3 protein-coding genes are annotated in these 6,275 nt (G+C 57.1%); all 3 read right to left on the bottom strand.

Features of this window, described 5'->3' with window-relative positions; genetic code table 11:
* Nucleotides 1-1,150 (bottom strand): hypothetical protein (locus ACOYIE_RS08380; RefSeq protein WP_433412264.1); only part of this gene is annotated, 1,150 nt, incomplete at its 3' end.
* A gap of 1,021 nt (nt 1,151-2,171) precedes the next feature.
* Entirely contained in the window at nt 2,172-2,831 is a 660-nt protein-coding gene (locus ACOYIE_RS08385; protein WP_433412266.1) for a recombinase family protein, read from the bottom strand.
* Between the two features lie 120 nt (nt 2,832-2,951).
* Complete coding sequence (locus tag ACOYIE_RS08390) at nt 2,952-6,092, bottom strand: UvrD-helicase domain-containing protein (protein ID WP_433412268.1); 3,141 nt, start codon at nt 6,090-6,092, stop codon at nt 2,952-2,954.
* Nucleotides 6,093-6,275 lie beyond the last annotated feature (183 nt).

Consider the following 6,275-nt stretch of genomic DNA (forward strand, 5'->3'; position numbering starts at 1 on the left):
TCGTAACCGTCGAGCCGTTTACCAGTACGCCGGTCCATGCGGTGCCGGTGATATCCACGTTGGACAGCTTGCTGTCCGTGGACTCGTAGAACTGTACGCCATGCTTGGCTTTATGATTTTCGTCCACAAGCTTGGCGTTCTGGATGGTGACGTTGTCGCCGATAACCTCAAAAATGGAGTTGACCGGAGGCTTGCCGTCAGTACCCGTGGCGTCGGTAACCAGCTTGATGGTGTGATTGCCGCCGTCAAAGATAACATTGTTTTTGTCAATCACAATCTTGTCGCTGATCTCTACATCCTTCAGCAGCTTAATCGTGCTGTTTGCGGAAGCTGCGGCCAGCGCGGTATTCAAATCGGTATAACCGGTGGTCTCGCCGTCAACCGTAACGGTTGCAACCGCAGTGTTTTCCGGATTCGTTGCCAGCAGCTCGATGGTGGACAGGTGGCCGATGGTGATGGCAAGCTGGTCCTCGCCCACATCTTTAGTAGTCAGCTTTTCTACATAAACCTTGCTACCATTTTCGTTGGTTACATACCAGGCAACCGTGGCGTCGCCCTTCGGAACGGTAATGGTTACCGTGCCGTTGCTTTCGCCGTAGGGCAGCAGATTCTTTGCGCCCGCCTGAACGGAAACGGTGTAGGAAGCCTTGACGTTATCGTCCCCTGCAACGGTATTCTTCTGAACCTTAATCACAACGTCGCCATTGGTCGTCGTGCCGACCTTGTCCAGCGCCGCGGCATCCAGCTTAACCGTGCCTGCATCAGTTGTCACCGACAGGCTGCTCGCATTTGCAAGGGACTGCGCGGTTTCCTTGGTGACGGTCAGATTGACGGTGTCAGCCGTGTTTCCGCCCTCGTTGGAAAGGTCGAGGGAAACATCATATCCCTTTACCTCAGAGCCTTCCTTGTCGCCCTCAATCGAAGCGTTCGGCTTGAAATCGCCTTCCAGCGTGGCAGACTGAGTGGAATCCTGTACTGCACCCTTGTCTACAACCAGCTTGCTGTCCATCTTCTGAACGGTGTAGTTGCCCTGCTCATCAGGTCCTACGCACTCATAGTTCGGGGCTACATAAGCCGATACATCAGAGGAGAACGTGCCGCCGGTAACAATAACATCACGCTTTACGGACGGTTTGTCGTCTGGCTTCATATACAAACGTACTGCTTGATTATTTGCACTGCTAAATGTACCGTCAGAGATATTTAGAGTGATGTCACGATCGTTATACCCGCTTTCAATATAGATCGCATCCCCTGTTAAGGTCAGCGATCCGTCGATAGCACCGGTATAATATTCATCAGGCTCGACCTTAGGACCGGAAGAAGATATTTTAGTCCCATTGCCACGAATAACAACATTGCTTCCCTTCACTACAACAGCAGTGGGGGCGCTAATTTCGCTGTTATCAATGGTTAAGGTACCACTTTTGGGTGGATAATAAATACCTAATGCTTCGTCGCTGGTCAATGTACTATTTTGGATGGTGACATTAGAGTTGCTCGTCAGTCCCTGCACAGCAAGGGTCTGAGTGCGAGACTTCAAAGTTACGTTTTCCAGCGTCAAAGTCAAATTGTTGCATTGTTTATAAGCATAAAGCCCGTCACTGTAGTCTCCTTCGGTAAAGTTCTGAACCGTACCGTTTTTCACGGTCAATGTAAGATTTTCAGCAGCCAGGTTAAAGGCTTCACCAGCAGATGCAACAACCGTATGTCCTTGCAAATCCAATGTAATATTTTGATTTGCTTTGAGAAACTGCATTTGTTTATCTGTTGATGTGGAAATCTGCTCAGGCTGAAGTTCTTTCAAAACTTTAATTTCTGTGGGGTTAGAATCAGATACCGCGTTAATTGCTTCTTGTAAAGTGTCATAATGCGTAGTGCCAATGGCGGCAGCATGTTGCGTGCAGGTATCCCCAGACTCACAGTTGTCCGTGGATGCCGCAAACGCTGCCGGCGCCATGGTCAGCATCATTGCTGCTACCAGCAATGCGGATAAAATTCGTTTTTTCATATTGCTCCTCCTTTTAAAATGCTTTTCGGTTGATTTAAAGTGTGTGCCTCCCCCCCATACAGGATTTGTTTAAGTGTACTTTTACAAACGCCGAAAAGAATAAGTATCTATGAAAATTATACTATATAAACTTGTCGGTTTCAAGGGAATCCGCATCTTTTTATACGGTTCTGCGGCCGTTTATAAAAGTACACATATTGCTGTCGGGCTTGTCTGCGCAGAGCGCCTTTTCAAAGCGGACGGCTTTGGCATAAAACGTGCCGGCCGGCAGTTTGCAGGCCTGCGCCGCCTGCCGCAGCGTCAGTTTCTGCGCGCGCCAGTCTTTCCGCACTTCGTGAAAATTGGGCGGCAGCGCGCGGGGCGGCCGCCCGAACCGCACGCCGCGCGCTTTGGCGGCGGCAATGCCCTCTGCCTGCCGCTGGCGGATGACGGCATGTTCGTTTTCCGCCACAAAGGATAAAATCTGCAAAACCAGGTCGGCGATGAACGTGCCCATCAGGTCGCGGCCCTGGCGGGTGTCCAGCAGCGGCATATCCAGCACGCAGATATCCACGCCGATTTCCTTGGTCAGCACCTGCCATTGGCGCTGTATTTCCTTATAATTGCGGCCCAGCCGGTCGATGCTCATGATATAAAGCAGGTCGCCCTGCTTCAGTTTGCGCACAAGGCGCTTATATTTGGGGCGCTCAAAATCCTTGCCGGACTGTTTGTCCATATAAATCCGCGCGTCGGGCACGCCGCGGTTATGGATGGCGATGAGCTGCCTGTCTTCGTTCTGGTCGATGCTGGAGACGCGGATGTAGCCATAGACGTTTTTCAAATGCTGTCCCTCCGTTCTGAGATGGAAAAAATAGGTGTGATATGGAAAAAGGGCGGGAAAATTCCCGTCCTTTTGCTTATTTGCAGCGCAGCGCGTGCGTTTTTTAAATGATAGGATGCTTTAGAACAGACTGAGCTGTTCTGCGGAGCGGATGCGGCGGACCGGCGTCTCCCGTCTGACCTCTCGCGGCAGGGCGGACAGGAAAACCGAGGGTTCGGCTCCAAAGGTGAGAATGAGTTCCTCTTTTGCACGGGTCATGCCGACGTAGAGCAGGCGCCGTTCTTCCTCCTCGTCCGCCTTGCGGGCAGAAGATTCCAGCGGCAGCATGCCGGCTGCAAGGCCGGAAGCGAAAACGGCGGGAAATTCCAGCCCCTTGGCCGCGTGGAAGGTCATCAGCCGCACCGCGCCCGATTGCCAGCCCTTGCCTGCGGCGCGGCGCAGATCGGCCTCGTCTCCCAGCGTAACGGCGTCCCACAGGGAGCAGAACGTATCGTGAAATACGGCGGTGCTGCGGAGTTTATCCAGCGCGGGCGAGCCGCCGTACTGCGCCTCCCAGTCTTCGATCAAACGGTACGGTTTGTCGCTGCGGACGCGGGGTAGCCATGCGGCGGCGCGCTCCAGCCAGGCTTCCAGCACGCCCAGACCGCGGACGGACTGCCGCAGTGCATCGGGGACAAACTCTGCCTGCGCCGCACACAGCCGGCGCGCGGTCAGAATGAGGTCGGCAGGGCAGTGCCACAGCAGGCGGAGCGCCGTATCGAGCGCGGCCGCGTCGTCCGGCTGCATCAGGTGGCGGGCGAAGGAGAGCAGGCCGCGCACCTCGTCCGCTTCCAGAAAATCCTCGCGCCCGCTGACAATGCAGGGGATATCGTCATGCCGCAGGCATTTTTCAATCAGCGCAAGCTGGTGATGGGTGCGGCAGAGTACGGCGATATCGGAAAAGGCACGCACATGGCTTTGCCGTGCAGCAGACTGGGCTTCCAGCATATCGGTGCCGCCTGTCATGCGGCCGATCTCCTTCGCGATGAATACGGCCTCGGCAAAGCTGTCCTCGGCCTGCACCAGCCGCACCGGCATCACAGAAGGACAATGGGGGCAAAGCGTGCGCGCAGGCCCTGGGTTTTGCTCGATAACCGCCTGCGCGGCATGGAGAATTTCCGGCGCGGAACGGTAGTTATCCGACAGGCGGATCACGCGCAGCGTGGGCTCGTCCGCCGCAAGGCGCGCAAAGCAGCGGCTGGTAGCGCCGCGGAAGCCGTAGATGGACTGATCGGGGTCGCCGATCACAAAAAGGCTTTTGCTGCCGCGGCTCCACGCGCGAACCAGCGCGTACTGCGCCGGACTGACGTCCTGAAATTCGTCCACCAGCAGATGGGTGAAGCGTTTTGCGCCGGCGGTATCCAGAGAAAGCGCGCGGTTCAGCAGGTCGTCAAAGTCCAGTGCGTTCAGCTCGCGCAGGCGGGTGCAGTAGGCGTCGAACAGCGTTTCATCCAGACCTGCCTGCTCAAAGGAAAAACCGGTTTTCACGCGGGAAACCGCCTGCATCAGCGCTTTGGGCGACAGGCTGCCGCCCTGCTGCCGCAGGGTTTCGGAGGCGGCCTCAAGCGCCTCAACAGGGCTGAGTACGGTTACGTTTCCCAAAAGGCGCAGACAAACCGCGTGAAAGGTTCCGATATGCAGCCGCGCGGCAATGCGCCTGCCGAGTGTGGCGGCAAGACGTCCGCGCATTTCATCCGCCGCCTGCCGGGTGAAGGTGACGGCGGTGATTTCGTCCGGTTTTGCGCCCTGCGCAATGAGGTGGGCGATGCGCGCCGTCAGCGTTTTTGTTTTGCCTGTGCCCGGCCCTGCAACAACGGCAACGGCGCGTTCAGCGGCTGTGACCGCCTGAAGCTGCGCGTCGTTGAGCTGGCCGGCGGGCAGGGGAGCGGCCTCGCTCGGCTGCGGCGCCTGCGCAGAGAGCGTTTTCTTTTTGACGGTGCGGAGAATGGGGGCAGGCGTACCGAACAGCGAAATCTGGCCGTTCATTTTTTCGATTTCATCCGGAGAGAGCAGAGAAATGACGCCGTACTGCCCGTCAAACCCAGGGCGCCGCTCCACCTGCCCAAGCCGCAGACGGCGAACGCCTTCGGCGACGCAGGGGCCGGCAGCCTGCGCAATGTCACCGATGGGAACCTCGCGCAGAATGTGAAACTCGCTCCCAAGTTCGCGCAGCAGGCGCTCGCACAGGGCCGCCGTCCGTTTGCCGGCGGCAGGTAGGGCGGTTGAGGCGGCAATGACTTCGGGCAGCGGCGCAAGGCTTTCAAAGGGCTTGGCATGCGCAGGGCGGAAGCCGGCCGGCCGGTCGGCAAGCTCCTCCACGCGGTGCTCCACGCCGATGGTCAGCTTTTTGCCGCATACGGGACAAACACCGCCGCAGGCGGCGGTTTCGTCCGGCGTCAGACAGATGCCGCAATTTCGGTGGCCGTCCAGATGATATTTGCCCTCCTCAGGGAAGAATTCAATGGTCCCCAGCAGGTCCTCGCCGGTACGGATGGAGCGGATGAGCGCCGGATAGCAAATCTCGCCCGTAAGCAGATTGGCCTCTCTGCCGAGCTTGGCGGGCGAGTGCGCGTCCGAGTTGGACAGCAGCGTCAGCCCATCCAGTGCAGAAACGCGCCAGTTCATCGGCGGGTCAGACGACAGACCGGTTTCAACTGCGTGGATCTGGCCGGCAAGGTCGCCAAAGCAGGCCTCCACCGTTTGAAAGCCGGAAAATGCGCCGAACATGGAAAAATGCGGCGTCCAGATATGCGCGGGAACAAATTCCGCATCCGGACAGGTATCCAGCGTCAGCTCCAGCAGATCGCGGCTGTCCATGCCGAGGATGGGCCGCCCGTCCGAACGGATATTGCCGACGGCCTCCAGCCGCGCGGCCAGCGCATCCGCAGCCTCCAGACTGGGCAGCAGAATCAGGTTGTGTACCTTGCGGGTTTTGCCGTCCTTTTTGTAAATGGAGCTGATTTCGCCCGTAACGACAAAGCGAGGCACCTCTGCGGGGGCGCTGCTGTCCAGCCGCAGCGCATCGCGCAGGGTATAAACGCCGTTGCCTGCGGGTACCAGCTGTTCTTTCAGCTCGGCGCGCCAGGCGGGGTGGGTAAAATCTCCCGTACCCAGCAGACCGATTCCCTTGCGCCTTGCATACAGGTCGAGATGGGGCGCATCGCAGTCCCTGCTGGTGGCGCGGGAAAAACGGGAATGAATATGGAGATCGGCAATATACATGAAGACACCTTCTCAGTATGCAGGTATGAAAATACGATATCCAATATTATAATGCGTTTTGCAGGCGGACGCAACGAAAAGCGCCCTCTGTCTGTGAAACAGAGAGCGCTGAAGTATCGGTGAAATTTATCCCTGCAGCTTTTTTTGCAGGTTGTTGATCTGTGCGAAAACAATGGAGCCAAG

The sequence above is a fragment of the Agathobaculum sp. genome, assembly GCF_050946325.1.
Lineage (GTDB): Bacteria > Bacillota > Clostridia > Oscillospirales > Butyricicoccaceae > Agathobaculum.

Coding starts and splice junctions, on each gene's coding strand:
- ACOYIE_RS08390 (WP_433412268.1), bottom strand. CDS start 6,092: ATGTATATTGCCGATCTCCATATTCATTCCCGTTTTTCCCGCGCCACC.